Raw genomic sequence first — 17956 nt, 5'->3', positions numbered from 1 at the left:
GCCCTTTTTTTATGTCTTACTTTTTTACACAATTATATAGACTTAATCCCCGATCCCCGCAGCACCTCCCTCATCCCCGCAACAGCACCCCAACCGCAGCAAACTAAAAAACCCCCACTCACCTGAGCAGGGGTCTACCTTATTCTTGTTCATTTTCGGCAACGCGGTCTAGGGCCATGACATAAGCGTCATTTCCATAGTTCAGGCAACGCTTCACACGGGAGATAGTTGCTGTTGATGCGCCTGTGTCTTCCTCGATTTTATGGTACGTATGGCCATCGCGGAGCATGCGCGCTACTTCTAGGCGCTGGGCCAACGATTGCACTTCGTTCATGGTTGCTAGGTCATCGAAAAATTCATAGCATTCTTCGACTGTTTCTAGTGATAGAATTGCTTTAAATAGTTGGTCTAGTTCCTTTCCACGTAACTTATCAATTTGCATCTCTGACACTCCTTTTGTCTATTGCGCACTCATGTTTACGGATTGTTGGATTCCAGGACTTTCAGGGACAATGTTCACCCACGTTTTTCCTGGGACAAACCCTAGTTTCTTCCCATCCTTGTATGGAAGAATTCGTCCGTTTACATTTTTCCATTGAACTTCTTGCATTTTCCCTCTTTGTAGTAGATACCCGTTACCCCCGGTGTCTAAATCTACTGCTCGGCGACCAACGTTATCAATGATTTTATGGCCTGTTTCAACGATGAATACGTTATCAACGGTCATCGGTTCGTTCGTCTCTCTGTCGACTGTTTTATCGCCGTCACTGTATCTCTCGTATTTCTTAGTAGCTTGGTCATATCTATAGGTGACTGTCTCTTGAGGTGTAGTAGAGTATGTGATTTTTACATCGGTTGCTGTTTCTCCACTTAACCCTTCTACCTCTTGAGTATTTAGGAAAGGAAGTGGTTTATGATCTGTTTCGACTTCAATTCCTTTCGATTCGGCTGTCTTATATACGCCATCCATCTGGAGATAGGAGTTATGTGGTGGCTTTCGAGAGTTGTCTCGTTTGAATAACGTGCCATTATTGTCATAATACATCCCATTCAGGCGGTCAATCCAACCTTGCTTGAGTTGATTCTCAATATATGTAGCCGCTCCATGATACAGGTATAGTGCATTGTAGCCTTCAGCAATATTGATATAATATTTCCTTGCACTTCGGACAGGACCTACTACCTCAGGCATGTCACTATGATAAAAAGCGACGAATCGAGTGATTTGCCCTTCCGCTAACACTTCATAGACCATATCTGCCTTCGTTAACCCTGTTTGCGGTTGGGCAAAAGAGTGATTATTCACCATAACCGCCACAATACGGTGATTCACATCTTCATTTGTAGGTTCTCCTGTTAGAGGGTACATATTTTCATATTCTGGCTTTTGTTTTTGCTTTTCTTCTTTCGTATTTCCCCCATCCTCTTCCTGTTGCACGGTTGTTTTATCTCGATCGATTGTTTCTACATTTTGTGCTTCTCTAGAAGAATTATCTGCGCATGCAGCTAATATAAGTGGAAAAGCTAGAAGAAATAGTAAGATTAGACGTTTTTGCATCATACCTACACCCTTTTTTTCAAAACTATTTCTTTAACCTATTTCATATTTTAACGCATTATTGCAGGAAAGAGTACCTCTTTCTTTTTCACATCCATAATTCCTTTTGGTGTGATTCGAATAAACGGTAAGTGAGTAGAAGAAAGAAACAACAACGTATAAACTGGATCATCAAAAGGAAATCCATGTTCTGCTACGATGCGTTTCAATTCTTTTTCTTGTTCCATCAATCGATCCATCGGTTCGTCTGACATCATTCCTGCAATAGGTAGTGGAAGCTCATAAATGATTTCTCCTTCATGTGCGAGAACAATTCCTCCCCCTAATTCTTTCATCCGTTGAAAAGCCAGCTTCATATCCTGCTTACGTTTCCCAATTAACACGAAATCACCAGTATTGGAGTAGGAGCTTACCAACCCTCCTAATGATGTGGTGAAGCCTTTTAACATCGTATTCACTTTCCATTCTCCATCTCGGTCGACAAGCATCAAGAACGCTTCATCCTCTGTGCTCACCTCATTCGAAGCCAATTCAACTTGAACAGGATATGGTTTTAAAATAACATCATTCACCATTTCCAGCCCTAGTGGTAAGGAAAATTGGAAGTCTTTGTCCTCCATTTCCCAATCAAACTGTAACGGACCCATTTCGTGTTCGTCCCAATCAAATGACTCATTACCATCTACGGATTCTCCGTCCCGCTTCACCCATTTTCCTCTTGCGATAACTGAATGTGGCGTTGGTTCATCCTTAGCATTCAGAAAATTAATGTGCGCTACACGGCCTGGACCAATGCTACCAATACGATGCTCCATCCCAAAGTACTTGGCGGCATTATAGGAAGCCATACTATATGCTTCCACGTCAGGGATGCCGTTCTCTAATGCAATTTCGATACAACGGTCCATAATTCCTTGTTCATAAAAAGAAGGAGTACTGCCATCGGTTGTCATCATCATGTCATCATAACGATCAATGCCTAATTCATGCATTTCCTGAATGATCTTTGGAAGGTCCGGCCTGATGGAAGAATAACGTAAAGCAACGCTGTATCCTAAGCTAAGCCTGTTAAATACTTCTTCCCCTGTCATGGCTTCATGGTCGCCATCTGTTCCAAGGAGTTTCATCTTCGTTAAAGTTTTCACAGAAGCACCCGGAAAATGTCCTTCGACCGGTTTACGGGCACGTTTCGTTTCTTGCATCCAGTGTAAAACGCGGTCATCGTCCTTTAACACACTCGGCCATGACGTAAGTTCGCCTCCTTGTAACACAGCGTCATGGTCAAGCCATTGAAGGACTTGTTCTTCTTTTATAAATGTATCCTCGTCCTGCAAGGCAGATTGGGAATCAAATCGACTCCACCAATACAGCGAAACAGGTAATTCATTTAGATCTTCTAACAAAGAAAACGCTTTCTTAGTTTCCAATAAAAAAAGCAACACTAGGTTGTCATTGATTAACGTAGTTGTCCCTGTTTGCGATGCATATTGAGCCAGTCGATGGGGATTATATAACTGAAATGGATGGACATGAGGTTCGATGTAACCTGGAACCAAATACTGGTCAGAGCAATCCACAAACTCTGTTGTATCGTTCTGTTCAGGAAGTTTGTCTCCAACATACACAATGCGATCCTCATAAATCCAAATATGAGCCTGCATCCATCGTTTCATGTATACGTTCAAATACGTTGCATTGGTTAATACGATTGTTGGCAGCACGTGACCGTCTACTACAGCGACATGTTCACGTAGCTGTCGGTTGCGCCATCTATATCGGTGTTCGTTCATCGTGTAGTCCTCCATTGCTTTTTTTCTAGTTTAACACATCAGAGAAGTTTGCTGCATTAACGTTTTGAAGGGAATGTGAAAAAATGGTACGTCAAAATATCGGCATCATCAATGCCATGATCCGAATTACCGTAGGCTTAACGATGCTTTGCTACAGCACAGCTAAAATGGTGCGGAGACCATGGCGCCAAGGTCACTGGTTCATGATCATGATTTCTTCCATGAAAGTGGCAGAGGGAATTGTAAGGTATTGCCCTCTAACAGCGGTTTGTGAATATATGATGAATCGTGAAGATGAGGATCATGAAGAAGAGCAGCAGGACGGTTACTATAATCCGTCTTAGCAGTAGTGGCGGGAGGCCACTTTGTGGTAGAGGGTATTCCCCATCATAGTGACGGATTTCCGCTCTATACCAGCGGATAACCACCAAATAGTGACGGATTCCTGCTCCTTACCAGCGGATTTCCTCTCAATAGTGACGGATTTCCGCTCCATACTAGCGGATAACCACCAAATAGTGGCGGATTTCCGCCCCATACCAGCGGATATCCTCACAAAAGTGACGGATTCCCGCTCCATAACAGCGGATAACCACCAAATAGTGGCGGATTCCCGCTCCATAACAGCGGATATCCACACAAGGCTGACGGATTTCCGCTCCATACTAGCGGATACCCGCAACACACCAATTAAAAACACGCCCGGTCCTGGACCGGGCGCATCAATAAGGAGGAACAACCATTGAATGAATTGAACATCACGGAATATTTAACAGATATGACCTTTGTACTTGCTACAATCATCGGGAGCATTGTGGCTATAGCTTTTATTTATATTCACAAGAAGCGGAAGAGTTAAGGGCTTTATGAGCAATGTCTTTTCTGTAAAAGAATGCGTCTTCATCGATCGTTACAGATGAAAATGTGTCATATACGTTTGCAACAGCATCTTTCAATGTAGGAGCCAGTGCACCGACGAGCAGGACTCTCCCCCCATTGGATACTAGCCTGTCTTCGTGCTTACTTACGCCTGCATATATGGTGAATTTGTTTTGCTGATTATCAGGTAATTCCGGTACAGGGTTTCCTTTTTCATACGAACCAGGATAGCCTTCAGATGCTAGCACAACGCCTGCACAGTAGGCCTCTTTCCAGCTAAGCTGTGGGTCTTTTCCTACCATGACATCCTCGACAACCTGAAGGAGGTCATTTTCCATCAATGGGAGCACGACTTGTGTTTCTGGATCTCCGAAGCGTGCATTAAATTCGATGACTTTAGGCCCTTTATCCGTCTTAATACACCCTGCATATAAAATCCCCGTAAATGGGCGACCTTCCTGCACGAGAGCCCTAGCTGTAGGCTTTAAAATAGTCACTATCGCTTCCTCTATATAGGATTCCGATAGAGATGGAACTGGCGCATAAGCACCCATGCCGCCTGTATTTGGACCTTCATCCCCATCAAATGCTCGTTTATGATCTTGAGCAGGAATCATCGGATAGACCTCTTCCCCATTCACAAATGCCATCAATGAAAATTCTTCTCCATCCAAAAACTCTTCCACCACTACTTGAGAACCTGCCGAACCAAATTGTTCATCCTCCATAATGGAATCAATAGCTTGAAAGGCTTCTTCCTGTGTCATGGCTACCGTGACACCTTTTCCAGCAGCCAAGCCATCAGCCTTCACTACAATGGGTGCGCCTTTTTCCACTACATAGTCCTTCGCCTGAACGGTAGAGGTACAGGTTTGATAGGAAGCAGTTGGAATGTCGTATTGCTCCATCAAGGTTTTCGCATAAGCCTTACTTCCTTCAATGAGAGCTGCTTCTTGTGTAGGGCCGAATACCTTAAGCCCAGCCTCTTGAAATGCGTTGACGACTCCGTCTAAAAGAGGGATCTCAGGTCCAACAATCGTCAAGTCCATCTCCTTCTCCCTTGCAAACTCAATCAAATTCACAGGGTCCGTCGCAGAAATGGGGACAATCTCTGCTTCTGTCATGCCATAGTTACCAGGAGCAGCGTAAACGGTTTGCACCTTGTCACTCTTCAACAAGGCTTGCACGATACTATGCTCACGGCCTCCGCCTCCAACAACGAGTATATTCATCCAATCGCTCCCTTTTATTTAGTGTTTAAAGTGACGCATGCCAGTAAACACCATGGCAATGCTGTGCTGATTACATGCATCAATGGAATCTTGATCACGCTTAGAGCCACCTGGCTGAATAATCGTCGTCACGCCAGCTTTTGCTGCCTCTTCGACTGTATCTGGCATTGGGAAAAATGCGTCACTAGCAAGAGCCGCTCCATTAGAATGATCTCCCGCCTGTTCAAAGGCGATTTTCGCAGCACCTACGCGGTTCATTTGTCCAGCGCCTACGCCAACTGTTTGATTCCTTTTTGCGACGACAATCGCATTGGATTTCACATGCTTTACGACTTTCCAAGCAAGCTTCAAGTCTTCCCATTCTTGCTCGGTTGGCTGACGATCGGTTGGAACAGACGTCGTCACGTCATCTAGCGTACCTTGGTCCACATCTTGTACGAGCAATCCACCACGAACCGTCGCAAGCTGTTGGTCAGATGTTTTCTCCTTATCCATGTCCACTTTAAGCAGACGTAAGTTTTTCTTTTGCGTTAACACATCAAGGGCTTCCTGGGAAAAGGATGGCGCAATAATGATCTCAAGGAATATTTCCTTCATTTTAGCAGCCGTCGCCTCATCTACTTCACGGTTCACAGCAACAATTCCACCAAAAATCGATACCGGGTCCGCTGCATACGCTCGCTCATACGCACCTAACAATTCATCAGCTACACCAACACCACAAGGATTCATATGCTTCACCGCTATCGCTGCAGGTTCTGTGAAATCAAGCACCATGGAAAGGGCTGCATTGGCATCCTGAATATTGTTAAAGGATAATTCCTTACCATTCAACTGCTCTGCGTGAGCAAGGGATACACCTTTATATAATGGATCTTGATAAAAGGCAGCTTGCTGGTGCGGATTTTCGCCATAGCGTAACGACTGAACTTTTTCATACGTTTTTGTCAATTGCGCAGGAGCTTCTTCTTCGATCGCATCTGCGAAGTAATTGGCAATGTGGGCATCATAGCTTGCTGTGTGCTGGAACACTTTCGCTGCTAGCTGCTTTTTGTAGGAAACAGGCACATCGCCTTCCTGTAAGTAAGAGAGCACTTCGCTGTAGGTTTCTGGCTGTACGACAACTGTTACGTGTTCGAAGTTTTTCGCAGCCGCGCGAAGCATGGTAGGTCCACCGATGTCGATATTTTCAATCGCATCCACTTCTGTAATGCCTTCTTTTGCGATGGTTTCTTTGAATGGATATAAGTTCACAACCACTAAGTCTATCCCTGTTATTCCAAGCTCTTCTAGTTGTTGTATGTGATCTTGATTTGTTTTTTGAGCCAACAGGCCGGCATGTATATGAGGGTGCAGTGTCTTGACTCTTCCTTGTAAAATTTCAGGAAATTCGGTCACATCAGAAATGCCTGTAACCTTCACACCTGCTTCCTCTAGAGTACGTTTCGTGCCACCAGTTGAGACAAGCTCATAACCGAGTTGGGTTAATTGGGTAGCAAATTCTACAATACCTTCTTTATTCGATACACTTAGTAGTGCGCGCTTTGTCTGAGCCACGTTAGATCTCTCCTTCTACAAATTGTTGAATGACTGCTGGATAGAGTCGGTGCTCTATCTGTTGGATTTTTTTCTGTAAGGATTGGGCATCGTCTGTAGCTTGGATGCGAACAACCTCTTGTTCGATAATAGGCCCAGTATCCATTCCTTCGTCAACGAGGTGAACGGTAACCCCCGTAACTTTTACATTCGCTTCAATTGCTTGCTCGACTGCATGTTTTCCCGGGAATGCTGGTAATAGAGAGGGGTGGATATTCATAATCCGACCTTCATACGCTTTCAGTAGTGTGGGACCGACGAGGCGCATATATCCAGCTAAGGCAATCAGGTCAACCTCTGCTTCTTTCAAAACTTGAACGATTTCCGCTTCAAAGTCCGCTTTCTGTTCATAATCACGTGGACGGAAGGAAAACACAGGAATCCCTAGCGCTTCCGCTTTTTCCTTCACAGGTGCATTCTCTCGGTCACATACGAGCACTTTCACCTGGCAAGGAAGACGTCCAGCTGTTGCTTCTTGAGCGATTGCATCAAAATTCGATCCACTTCCAGAGGCAAATACGGCAATGTTCGTTAAACGAGGCCTCATCGGTACGTCACCCCTTGCCCTTCGATAACGGTTCCAATGGTATAGGCTTCTTCTCCTGCCTGTTGAATCGCAGCGATAGCAGCATCAGCATCCTCTGGAGATACAGCTAGGACCATGCCAATCCCCATGTTAAAAATGCTCATCATGTCCTGCTCCTCCATCCCTGTCACCTCACTAAAAAAGGTAAAAACCGATGGAACAGGCCAACTGCCTTTTTCAATAGAAGCTCCATATGCATCATCAAACATGCGTGGAATATTTTCTTCAAATCCCCCACCTGTAATATGGGAAATGGCTTTGATGGTAACGTGTTGCTGCACTTCTTGAATGGCTTTCGTATAGATCTTCGTCGGGGTTAACAGAACGTCACCTAACGATTGATCAAACGTTTGATCAAGACATTTATAACCCGCCTGTAAGTCCAATCCATACTCCTCGATCCACTTTCGAACCAACGAGAACCCATTGGAATGAACGCCACTTGATGCTAGCCCAATTAGGACATCGCCAGCGTTCACGTCTTTTCCTGTTATTAGTTGGCTTTTCTCGGCTCCGCCAACGACAAACCCGGCCAGGTCATACTCTTCTTCCTTATACATACCAGGCATCTCGGCTGTTTCGCCGCCAATTAATGCGCAACCGGACTGTTCACATCCATCTGCGATTCCTTTGACGATTGCCTCAATGCGTTCGGGTTCATTTTTCCCACAAGCAATGTAATCTTGAAAAAATAACGGCTCTGCTCCTTGAGCTACAATATCGTTCACACACATAGCAACGGCATCAATACCAATGGTGTCGTGACGATTCATATCAAAGGCGAGCTTCAATTTGGTGCCAACCCCATCCGTACCAGAGATAAGGACAGGTTCCTTGTAGGATAGCATGGAAAAATCGAACATGCCACCAAAGCTTCCTAATCCTCCCATGACCTCACGGCGATGGGTGCGCTTCACGTGCTGTTTCATTCGATCAACAGCTTGATATCCCGCTTCTACATCAACGCCTGCCTGTTTGTATTGATCTCGCATCGTTACACCTCCTTATCGTGTGGATGCAATGTATTCGGAAAAATTTCAGTAGGATATGAACCTGTGAAACACGCCTGACAGTGGCCATGCTTAATCGACTCTTCTTTTTTCCCAATTGCTGATTCCAGACCGTCCACAGATAGATACGCTAAGCTATCTGCTTCAATCATCTCTTCAATTTCACTCACACTTTTACTGCCAGCTATCAATTCGGACGTCGTGGAGGTGTCGATGCCATAGTAGCAAGGATTCTTGATCGGCGGAGCTCCGATTCGAACATGGACCTCCAAAGCGCCTGCTTCTTTTAACATGCGGACAATCCGGCGACTCGTCGTCCCGCGTACGATGGAATCATCGACCATCACGACACGCTTCCCTTCGACAATCCCTCTTACAGCAGACAATTTCATCTTCACACCTTGCTCACGTAGCTCTTGGGAAGGCTGAATAAACGTCCTGCCTACATAGCGATTTTTGATAAGTCCGAGTTCATATGGGATACCCGATTCTTCTGCATAACCAATTGCTGCAGAAATACTGGAATCCGGTACACCCGTGACGATATCCGCATCAATCGGAGCTTCCTGCGCTAACTGTTTCCCCATCCGTTTACGGGAGGAGTGGACATTGATGCCATCGATATTGCTATCTGGACGGGAAAAATAGACATATTCCATCGAACATGTTGTACGTTGAATCGGCGCTGAAAACCTGTCCGCGTGAATGCCTTCCTCGTTAATCATCAGCATCTCCCCAGGCTCAACATCGCGAATGTACTCTGCTCCGACTACATCAAACGCGCATGTCTCAGAGGAGACCACATACCCATCACCCATTTGACCGATAGAAAGAGGGCGTAATCCTCTCGGGTCTTGTGCGACGAACAGTTGGTCTTCTGTCATGATTGCTAGCGCATAAGCTCCTTTCAGCATCGATAAGGCTTGCTTGATACGGTCATTCAATGGAAGGTTACCACTACGTTTGATTAAGTGGGCAATCACCTCTGTATCTGACGTCGTTTGCAAAATACTCCCTTGCGCCTCTAGCTGACTTTTTAACGCTTGAGCATTAACGAGATTTCCATTATGAGCAAGGGCAAGACCGCCAGATTGAGAACGGAATAAAAGAGGCTGGACATTATCATAGCCCCCGTCCCCTTGTGTGGCATAGCGGACATGGCCAAGTGCTGCACGGCCATGTAAGCGATCGAAATTCTTCTCTTGGAACACTTCTGTAATAAGTCCAAGACCTTTTTCTAAATGCAAGTTCTCTCCATCTGACGCAACAATCCCTGCACCTTCTTGGCCTCTATGCTGCAAGCTATGCAAGCCATAATACGTGATTTGCGCGGCATCCTCATGCCCCCAGACTGCAAATACACCACATTCTTCATTTAGTCCTTTGATTTCAGCTGGCATGGAATCGCCTCCCTCCAGGCTTCCTTCATGTCTTTTGTTGCTAAGGATATAGCCTGTTCCTTGTTGATTTGAATCGACATCGTTTCTGTTGCCGTTACAACACCTATATGTCGCGCACCAGATACGACTTTTTCAAAATGCTCTTTATTTTCCGGAGATACAGAGACAATAAATCGAGATTGACTCTCGCTAAATAGCTCGGTTGTTGCTTCTCCCTCTAATCGCACATCACAACCTACCTCCGCATCAAAAAGACACTCCGCAAGCGCTACGGCCAAGCCACCTTCTGCAATGTCATGAGCAGAAGATACATAACCGCTTTGAATGGCTTCTAGAAGTTGTGTTTGGCGTACTTGTTCTACTTCCATATCAAGACTTGGTGGTGTTCCAAAGTACGTACCCTCGAGCACTTTTTGCAGCTCACTGCCTCCAAATTCCGGAGCTGTATCGCCCAGTACATAGATAGCGTCACCCTCCTGACGGAATCCTTGGCGAGTGATGTGTTGAACATCGTCAATCAGCCCAACCATGCCCACAACTGGCGTTGGAAAAATCGATTGATTGTTGGAACCGTTATAGAGCGACACATTTCCACTAATGACAGGTGTGGTAAGGCTGGAACATGCTTCACTCATTCCTTCTACGGTTTTCTCCATTTGCCAGTAGTTCTCCGGAATATCAGGACTTCCAAAGTTCAAGCAATCGGTTAGCGCTAATGGCTTCCCACCAGAACAGACGATATTACGGGCCGCTTCAGCGACAGCAATTTTTCCACCGACGCTTGGATCTAAATAGATATAGCGAGAATTACAATCCGTCGTCATAGCAATGGCTTTGTTCGTTTCTCGAATACGAAGCACCGCTGCATCAGAACCAGGGGTCACAACTGTATTCGTGCCGACCATCGTGTCATACTGATCATATACCCATTCTTTACTAGCAATCGTTGACTGCTGGAGAAGCGTCATGATCATCTCTTCTGCGTCTTCTACATGAGGGTGATAAGGAGCTTGTTGTTGAAACGCTGTGTAGTAGTCAGGCTGTCTGGAATCTTGATAGTAAACAGGCGCTTCCTCTGCCAGCGCATCTACCGGAACCTCCGCTACTGTTTCATCCTGAAAGCGTAAGCGAAGCACTTGATCATCGATTACTTGCCCGATTGTACTGGCACGAAGATCATATTTTTCAACTATTGCTTCTATCTCTGATTCGCGACCTTTTTCAACGATTAACAGCATCCGTTCCTGTGACTCCGAGAGCATCAATTCATATGGTGTCATGTTTCGTTCGCGCTGCGGCACATCATCCATGATCATTTCAATTCCTGTACCTGATTTACTAGCCATCTCACTCGCAGATGACGTTAACCCAGCAGCACCCATATCCTGCATGCCGACAAGGGCATCACACTGAGTAATCTCTAAACACGCTTCGATCAAAAGCTTCTCCATGAACGGATCCCCGACCTGGACAGAGGGACGTTTACTAGCTGACTCATCAGATAACTCTTCAGACGCAAACGTAGCACCATGGATACCATCACGACCTGTTGGTGCACCAACGTACATAACCGAGTTGCCAATGCCAGTTGCGATTCCTTTTTGAATATCCTTTTGATCGATAAGACCAACGCACATCGCATTTACTAAAGGGTTGCCTTCATAGCAATCGTCAAACTGCACTTCTCCTCCGACAGTTGGTACGCCGACGCAATTCCCGTAACCGGAAATACCATGGACGACTTCTCGGAAAAGGTATTTCACTCGTTCTGACGTTAACTCGCCAAAACGAAGGGAATTCAATAGCGCGATTGGACGAGCCCCCATGGAAAAGACGTCTCGTAAAATGCCTCCAACGCCTGTAGCCGCCCCTTGATAAGGCTCAATCGCTGACGGATGGTTATGACTTTCGATTTTAAATACAATCGCTTTGTCATCCCCAATATCAATAATCCCCGCTCCTTCTCCAGGACCTTGTAGCACGTGTGGAGCTGTCGTTGGGAACTTCTTCAAAAGTGGCTTAGAGTTTTTATAGCTACAGTGTTCTGACCACATGACGGAAAACAATCCTGTTTCGGTATAATTCGGACTTCGGCCTAGAATCGTTTTAATGGAAGCAAACTCCTCGTCTGTTAATCCCATCTCTTTGTACAGTTGATCGTGGTCGATTTTCTCTGGGCTGATATCAAGTGTTGAGTACATGTGCTTCCCTCCAGTTGGTCAAAATAGATTGAAAGATTTTTAGTCCGTCTGTTGAACCTAGCAACGCCTCTACCGCTCGTTCAGGGTGCGGCATCATCCCGAGGACATTTCCTTGTTCATTACAAATCCCGGCAATATCATGGACCGAACCATTTGGATTGGATGGATACGTAAAGACGATTTGGTTGTTGTCTACTAAAGATTGATAGGTAGCATCATCGCAAAAGTAATTGCCATCACCATGGGCGATTGGTAGCGTGATAGCTTCCTTCTCATCGAATGCACTGGTAAACATCGTATCCTGACGTTCCACACGGAGTGGGATGTTGCGACAGATAAACGATAGATTTTCATTAGGAAGCATCGCACCAGGTAACAACCCAGCTTCTAATAAAATTTGGAACCCGTTGCAAACGCCTAAAACTGGCTTCCCTTTTCCCACTTCTGCTTTTACAGCTTTCATAACAGGAGAGGTTGAGCTCATAGCACCGGACCTAAGGTAATCGCCATAAGAGAAGCCACCTGGAAGTAGAATGGCATCATAGGAAGACAAATCAGATTCAGAGTGCCATACGAAGTGAGCCTCTTCCTGCAACGCATCCGTAATGGCATACAGCATATCACGGTCACAATTGGATCCTGGAAAAACGATGACAGCGAATTTCACTAGCGAACAGCCTCCTCAATTTCGTACTGATACTCTTCAATGACTGGATTAGCTAACAGTTCATCACACATTTTGTTGATCCGTTCCTCTAGCTGCTCATGAGGCTCGACGAATAACTCAATATATTTTCCAACTCGTACTTCTTCTACTTCTTGATAAGATAACGAGCTAAGAGACTGTTGAATTGCTTTTCCCTGTGGATCTAAAACTCCCTCTTTTAACGTTACATACACCTTCACTTTATACATGTACATTCGCCTCCATTCGTTTCCAAATCGTGTCATAGATTTCAACTAAATCTTCAATATCATTACGGAAAACATCTTTATCCATCTTGCGACCGGTCTCTTCTTCCCATAGCCTGCACGTATCAGGAGAGATTTCATCGGACAACACAATACTGCCATCATGCAAACGGCCAAATTCCAGCTTGAAATCTACTAGCTTCACGCCTATTTTTTGGTACATCACTTGTAAATGATGGTTGATGTTTCTTGCTTGTTCCTTGATGAATTCCAGTTCACCCTCACTGATACCCGTTATATATTTGGCATGGTCATCATTCATCAGAGGATCGTTTAGCGCATCCTCTTTGTAGTACAGCTCGACAAGAGGCTCGTGGAACACCGCTCCCTCTGTGATACCAAGGCGCTTCGTCAGACTTCCTGTGGCAATGTTTCGAACCACTACTTCAATCGGAATAATATGAGTTTGATAGACTAACTGCTCTGTATCGGATAAGGCTTGAATAAAGTGAGAAGCTACCCCTTTTTCATGTAAATAGTGAAAGATATGAGAGGAGATTAGGTTGTTTAATCGACCCTTGCCTTTAAAAATCTTATGCTTCTCGCCATTAAACGCGGTAGCGTCATCTTTGTACTCGAGAATCAACTGACCTTCTTCCCCTACAACCGAATGAACCTTCTTTGCTTTTCCCTCGTATAACAACGCGCTCTTCATGCCTTATCCTCCTCGATTACTAGTGTGCTGAACGGTTTGTAGCAATGCATCTACGCTCGTTCCTACCACTGTCGTATGACCTAGCTTTCGTTTTGGTTTCACACCATCTTTGCCGTATAAATGAACATGCTTTCCTTTAAAAGGTGTTGTGTCTTCTAAATAGGGTTCGATTTCATGACCTAAAATGTTCGTCATGACTGCTGCATATGGAGCTTGAATTTCGAGTAAAGGTAACCCGCAAATAGCCCGAATATGCTGACCAAACTGAGATACATTACAAGCTTCGATTGTGTAATGACCTGAGTTATGAGGCCTTGGAGCCATTTCGTTTACATAAACCTCATCCCCCACAACAAACATCTCCACTGCAAACGTCCCCAGAAATTGCAATCGATCTGCAATAGACTGTGCAGCTTCCTTTGCCTGATTAAGGATAGGCGCACTCACTCGTGCAGGTACAATACTTTGACGTAAGATATGATCTTCATGAATGTTCTCTGGAACCGGAAACATCTTAAGCTCACCATCGACGCCCCTTGTCATGACAACGGAAATCTCCATATCAAACGGAAGCCAAGCTTCTACCACACATGGTGGATTGTTACGGAGGATGTCTTCCGCTTCTTGTAGGTCTTCCTCTGAATCAAGCTTGTGCTGACCTTTTCCGTCATATCCCCCTCGCGTTGTTTTCACGACACAAGGATATCCTAGCTGAGCAACAGCTTCATGCATTTCAGAGATAGTTTCTACTAAACGGTAAGGAGCCACTGGCACCCCAGCTTCTGTTAGCACAAGCTTTTCATTGCCACGATCCTGCGTAACCTTTAGCGCGTACGACCCTTGCGGCAGCTTTTCTCGCTTTTCTAGTTCATTCGCAAGCTGTAAATCTACATTTTCAAATTCATAGGTAATGACGTCTGCGATGTCTGCTAGTCGAATGGCAGCCTCCACATCATCCAAAGCCGCTTGGATGTGCTCATCTGCTACTTGCGCACATGGGGCATTTGGCGTTGGATCCAATACAGCAACCCGATAGCCCATTTGCTTAGCCTCGATTGCCATCATCTTACCTAGCTGTCCACCACCCAAAATCCCTATCGTCTGACCTGGAAAAAGACTACGACTCATGTAATTCCTCCCTCATCCCATCTACACGATCCTTTAACTCTTGTTTATAGGCAGCTAACTTTTCCGCTATTTCCTCATCAAAAGCCCCAATCATCTCAGTTGCCAAAATCCCAGCATTCTTCGCTCCAGAAGCTCCAATCGCTACCGTAGCCACCGGAACTCCTCCCGGCATTTGTACAATCGATAATAACGAATCATAGCCATCCAGCTTAGAAGAAACAGGAACACCAATGACTGGCAATGTCGTTTTTGAAGCGAGCATCCCAGGTAAATGAGCCGCTCCACCAGCACCAGCGATAATAACCTTCAACCCTCTATCCCGTGCAGTTTCTGCGTATTGAAACATATCATCCGGCGTACGATGAGCAGATAAAATCTCCTTCTCATACCCAATCTCAAAGTGATCCAACATCTCACACGAAGATTTCATCGTTTCCCAATCAGACAAGCTTCCCATCACAACTCCAACCTTAGCCATCATCCATCACCTCACCCTATTATTTTCAAAAACTTCCTATTATATATGGTTTGTTATTCATCTTTGTATATATGAAAAGCGCAAGCGCCCTGCTAGCGACGTACAAACTGGACGGCTCCGTATGAGATAAAGGAAACACGGAGAGCGGTAGCGATCCGATGTTGACTTATCGTAAGGAGGAGCAGGAAGTTTGCTAGTCGCTGGGCGCTGGAGCTAGACACTAGAAATGCGCAAGCGCCTCGCTCACCTCCGACAGGCTTAAGCAATGCCGCTTCGTGGCGATTCTTACCATAAAAAGGATTTGCTTAAGACCCTAAGGAGGTAAGCGCCAGAACCTTGCATAAAAAAATGCGCCTATATCATACTCTCACTAAGAGAGAAGATATAGGCGCATCCCGTAAAAGTCTCCCTCTACCTAAAAAGATAGAGGTCCCCTGACTATGTGCACGTTATCTTCCCTCATAGTCCAACGATTAACGGTCGTCAGGTAGAGACTTACGGGCCATATCCCCGAGATTATATGAGGTCGCTATTTATAATTTCCACTTCCATCGTAACAGTAATCACAAAAACAAGTCAACTTAAATTCGAACGTTCATTTATTTAAATAACCCTATTGTTCGTGAATTGCATCAATCGACACGTTTCGATTCTATTATAGATTTTTTGCTGAAAACACTTATTTATTGACGAATTTTCAAAAAGTGTTAAACTTATATCCGGTATGAAACGTATATACAGTTTAAACTTAACAAAAAGTCTAACTTTACCAGAAAGGGGATTACATGAATAAGGTATCATCAGTATTCTGGATCTCAATCGCCCTAGCTGCCATATTTGTAATATGGGGTGTTGTTGCTCCAGAACATCTAGCAACAAATTCAGGGGAATTACAAGGATTCCTAACGGATAAATTTGGGTGGTTCTATCTACTAACGATTGCTATCTTTGTTATATTTTCCATTTACTTAATCGTGAGTCCATATGGAAAAATGAAATTGGGCCAACCAGACGAAAAGCCCGAATATAATAAAATTACATGGTTCGCTATGCTATTTAGTGCAGGTATGGGAATTGGACTCGTATTCTGGGGGTCTGCAGAACCACTTGCTCACTTTGCTACGCCTCCAACTGGAGATCCGGAGACAAAGGCAGCAGCGAAGGAAGCAATGCGTTATGCCTTCTTCCACTGGGGTATTCACGTTTGGGCTATTTACACCGTTATTGCCCTTGCCATTGCATATTTCAAATTCCGCCGCCAAGCACCAGGTGTTATTAGTGCAACATTCCAGCCACTACTAGGTGATAAGATTAATGGCGCATTTGGTAAAACAATCGATGTTATTGCAGTATTCGCCACAATCTTTGGTGTGGCTACATCATTAGGGTTAGGCGCGCAACAAATCAGTGGGGGAATCAGTTTCATTAGCCCCGTTGAAAACAACTTTACGACACAATTTATCATCATTATTGCCGTTACGGTTCTATTCATGATTTCCGCATGGAGTGGAATTGGTAAGGGTATTAAATACTTGAGTAATGCCAACATCGTTCTGGCTGGTACTCTTATCATCCTAACGCTAGTCCTAGGACCTACTGTCTTTATCATGAACATTTTCTCTAGTACCCTAGGCTCTTATATACAGAACCTTCCAATGATGACCTTCCAAATGGCGCCATTGAGCTCGGAACAAAACGAGTGGATTCAAGGCTGGACCGTATTCTATTGGGCTTGGTTTACTTCATGGTCACCATTCGTTGGTACGTTCATTGCACGTGTTTCCAAAGGACGTACAATCCGTGAATTCGTATTAGGCGTTCTAATTCTACCAAGCTTATTCAGTGCATTCTGGTTCGCAGTATTTGGTGGTACAAGCTTAAATCAAGAACTAAGCGGGCAAAACACTGGTCTAACTGATCTGGCTACTGAACAGGCTCTATTTGGAACATTAGAAGGTCTTCCAATGGGCATGCTTATTACCATTGTTGCAATCCTTCTTATCAGCACATTCTTCATCACATCTGCTGACTCTGCAACATTCGTACTAGGAATGCAAACAACGAACGGTAGCCTTAACCCACCAAACGTGGTTAAGCTAAGCTGGGGAATCATTCAAGCATCTATTGCAGCAGTGCTATTAAGGTCTGGAGGTTTAGGAGCGCTTCAAACCTCCGCCATCGTGTCCGCCTTCCCGTTCGCGATCATACTCCTCTTCATGATTTGGTCGCTGGTCAAAGCATTGCAAGAGGACGGTAAGCATTTGAAAAAACAACAAGAGGGCACAAGCAGTCAACATCACTCAGCATAAGTGATTTAGACACTTGATATCCCAATAAGTAAAAGCGACCTATAATCCGCTCATAGGTCGCTTTTTTATGTTGTCTGTTAAAGTTTCGTGTTGATTTTGGAATCAACTTATCAAAATAGTTTTATTCAAGATAAGAAGCATAATCTTGAAGACTTGGATTCG

The 17956-nt window shown here is 44.8% G+C and carries 17 protein-coding genes and 1 riboswitch; of the genes, 3 read left to right on the top strand and 14 right to left on the bottom strand.

What is annotated here, in order from left to right; all coding sequences use genetic code 11:
• Positions 1-139: 139 nt before the first annotated feature.
• The 3 genes from N782_RS17500 to N782_RS17490 are packed head-to-tail and all read right to left on the bottom strand — an operon-like array spanning position 140 to position 3348.
• Positions 140-442, bottom strand: a complete 303-nt coding sequence (locus N782_RS17500; RefSeq protein WP_036823294.1) for a YerC/YecD family TrpR-related protein — start codon at positions 440-442, stop codon at positions 140-142.
• An 18-nt stretch (positions 443-460) separates the two neighbouring features.
• Positions 461-1558 (bottom strand): DUF3048 domain-containing protein, encoded by a 1098-nt coding sequence (locus N782_RS17495; protein ID WP_036823293.1) that lies wholly within the window; start codon positions 1556-1558, stop codon positions 461-463.
• A gap of 50 nt (positions 1559-1608) precedes the next feature.
• Positions 1609-3348 carry an adenine deaminase C-terminal domain-containing protein gene (locus N782_RS17490; protein WP_036823292.1) on the bottom strand — a complete coding sequence of 580 codons (1740 nt, stop codon included), beginning with the start codon at positions 3346-3348 and terminating at the stop codon, positions 1609-1611.
• An 83-nt stretch (positions 3349-3431) separates the two neighbouring features.
• Here N782_RS17490 and N782_RS17485 point away from each other — a divergent pair, with 83 nt between their 5' ends.
• Both N782_RS17485 and N782_RS22165 read left to right on the top strand, forming a co-directional pair.
• The gene (locus tag N782_RS17485) at positions 3432-3692 is read left to right on the top strand and encodes a YgaP family membrane protein (protein WP_036823291.1); all 261 of its coding nucleotides are present in this window, start codon (positions 3432-3434) and stop codon (positions 3690-3692) included.
• Positions 3693-4090: 398 nt separating this feature from the next.
• Positions 4091-4207, top strand: a complete 117-nt coding sequence (locus tag N782_RS22165; protein WP_338048268.1) for an EYxxD motif small membrane protein — start codon at positions 4091-4093, stop codon at positions 4205-4207.
• Here the strand turns inward: N782_RS22165 and purD are convergent.
• The 11 genes from purD to purE are packed head-to-tail and all read right to left on the bottom strand — an operon-like array spanning position 4176 to position 15485.
• Positions 4176-5459, bottom strand: a complete 1284-nt coding sequence (gene purD / locus N782_RS17475) for a phosphoribosylamine--glycine ligase (protein ID WP_036823289.1) — start codon at positions 5457-5459, stop codon at positions 4176-4178. The genes N782_RS22165 and purD overlap by 32 nt on opposite strands.
• A gap of 18 nt (positions 5460-5477) precedes the next feature.
• Positions 5478-7016 carry a bifunctional phosphoribosylaminoimidazolecarboxamide formyltransferase/IMP cyclohydrolase gene (purH, locus tag N782_RS17470; RefSeq protein ID WP_036823287.1) on the bottom strand — a complete coding sequence of 513 codons (1539 nt, stop codon included), beginning with the start codon at positions 7014-7016 and terminating at the stop codon, positions 5478-5480.
• Position 7017: 1 nt separating this feature from the next.
• On the bottom strand, positions 7018-7602 hold the full coding sequence (purN, locus tag N782_RS17465; RefSeq protein ID WP_036823285.1) for a phosphoribosylglycinamide formyltransferase: 585 nt from the start codon (positions 7600-7602) through the stop codon (positions 7018-7020).
• Complete coding sequence (gene purM / locus N782_RS17460; protein WP_036823282.1) at positions 7599-8633, bottom strand: phosphoribosylformylglycinamidine cyclo-ligase; 1035 nt, start codon at positions 8631-8633, stop codon at positions 7599-7601. The genes purN and purM overlap by 4 nt, the downstream gene beginning before the upstream one ends.
• Positions 8634-8635: 2 nt before the next feature.
• Complete coding sequence (gene purF / locus N782_RS17455; protein ID WP_036823280.1) at positions 8636-10051, bottom strand: amidophosphoribosyltransferase; 1416 nt, start codon at positions 10049-10051, stop codon at positions 8636-8638.
• Positions 10027-12252, bottom strand: coding sequence for a phosphoribosylformylglycinamidine synthase subunit PurL (gene purL / locus N782_RS17450; protein WP_036823278.1), 2226 nt, complete (start codon positions 12250-12252; stop codon positions 10027-10029). The genes purF and purL overlap by 25 nt, the downstream gene beginning before the upstream one ends.
• The gene (gene purQ, locus N782_RS17445; protein WP_036823276.1) at positions 12236-12919 is read right to left on the bottom strand and encodes a phosphoribosylformylglycinamidine synthase subunit PurQ; all 684 of its coding nucleotides are present in this window, start codon (positions 12917-12919) and stop codon (positions 12236-12238) included. Before purQ ends, purL begins: the two co-directional genes overlap by 17 nt.
• Entirely contained in the window at positions 12919-13167 is a 249-nt protein-coding gene (purS, locus tag N782_RS17440; protein WP_036823274.1) for a phosphoribosylformylglycinamidine synthase subunit PurS, read from the bottom strand. Before purS ends, purQ begins: the two co-directional genes overlap by 1 nt.
• Positions 13160-13879, bottom strand: coding sequence for a phosphoribosylaminoimidazolesuccinocarboxamide synthase (gene purC / locus N782_RS17435; RefSeq protein WP_036823273.1), 720 nt, complete (start codon positions 13877-13879; stop codon positions 13160-13162). Before purC ends, purS begins: the two co-directional genes overlap by 8 nt.
• A 3-nt stretch (positions 13880-13882) precedes the next feature.
• A complete protein-coding gene (purK, locus tag N782_RS17430; protein ID WP_036823272.1) occupies positions 13883-15007 on the bottom strand; it encodes a 5-(carboxyamino)imidazole ribonucleotide synthase in 1125 nt (374 codons plus the stop codon).
• On the bottom strand, positions 14997-15485 hold the full coding sequence (gene purE, locus N782_RS17425; protein ID WP_036823270.1) for a 5-(carboxyamino)imidazole ribonucleotide mutase: 489 nt from the start codon (positions 15483-15485) through the stop codon (positions 14997-14999). The genes purK and purE overlap by 11 nt, the downstream gene beginning before the upstream one ends.
• Positions 15486-15927: 442 nt before the next feature.
• Positions 15928-16029: riboswitch (purine riboswitch) on the bottom strand.
• Positions 16030-16270: 241 nt separating this feature from the next.
• Between purE and N782_RS17420 the strand changes: the two genes are divergently transcribed.
• Positions 16271-17794 carry a glycine betaine uptake BCCT transporter gene (locus N782_RS17420; RefSeq protein WP_036823267.1) on the top strand — a complete coding sequence of 508 codons (1524 nt, stop codon included), beginning with the start codon at positions 16271-16273 and terminating at the stop codon, positions 17792-17794.
• Positions 17795-17956 lie beyond the last annotated feature (162 nt).

Origin of the sequence: Pontibacillus yanchengensis Y32 (genome assembly GCF_000770635.1) — a bacterium.
Lineage (GTDB): Bacteria > Bacillota > Bacilli > Bacillales > BH030062 > Pontibacillus > Pontibacillus yanchengensis.
This window is presented reverse-complemented; position numbering and strand designations above follow the sequence as displayed.